This window comes from Cereibacter changlensis JA139 (genome assembly GCF_003034985.1).
Taxonomy (GTDB): Bacteria; Pseudomonadota; Alphaproteobacteria; order Rhodobacterales; family Rhodobacteraceae; genus Cereibacter; species Cereibacter changlensis.
Window position 1 is genome coordinate 1 of the sequence record NZ_PZKG01000437.1, and the last position, 441, is coordinate 441.

General features: G+C 62.1%; 1 pseudogene. It reads left to right on the forward strand.

Annotated elements, in window-relative coordinates:
• Positions 1 to 64: 64 nt before the first annotated feature.
• A pseudogene (locus C5F48_RS24550) lies at positions 65 to 441 on the forward strand (transposase); the annotation flags it as partial.

Sequence of the window (441 nt, forward strand, 5' to 3'; positions counted from 1 at the left end):
TGACGTTGCCCCCTCAGCCTAATCCAGTTTGAGATAGACTCTGGCCCATTCGAAAGGACCAGAGATGAAGCGCAGCAGGTTCGCCGAAGACCAGATCATCGGCATTCTGAAAGAGCACGAGGCGGGGGTTTCCGTAGCCGACCTGTGCCGCAAGCACGGCGTCAGCGATGCGACCGTCTACAAATGGAAGGCCAAGTATGGCGGCATGGATGTCAGCGAGGCCAAGCGCCTGAAGGGGCTCGAGGACGAGAACGCCCGTCTGAAGCGGCTGCTGGCGGATGCGATGCTCGACAATGCGGCGCTGAAGGATCTCCTGGGAAAAAAGTGGTAGCGCCCGCCGCGAAGCGGCAAGCGGTCGCGCATCTGGTGACGGGCCACGGGATGAGCGAGCGGCGGGCGTGCCGGGTGATCGGCTGTTGCCGGATGACCATGCGTTACGAA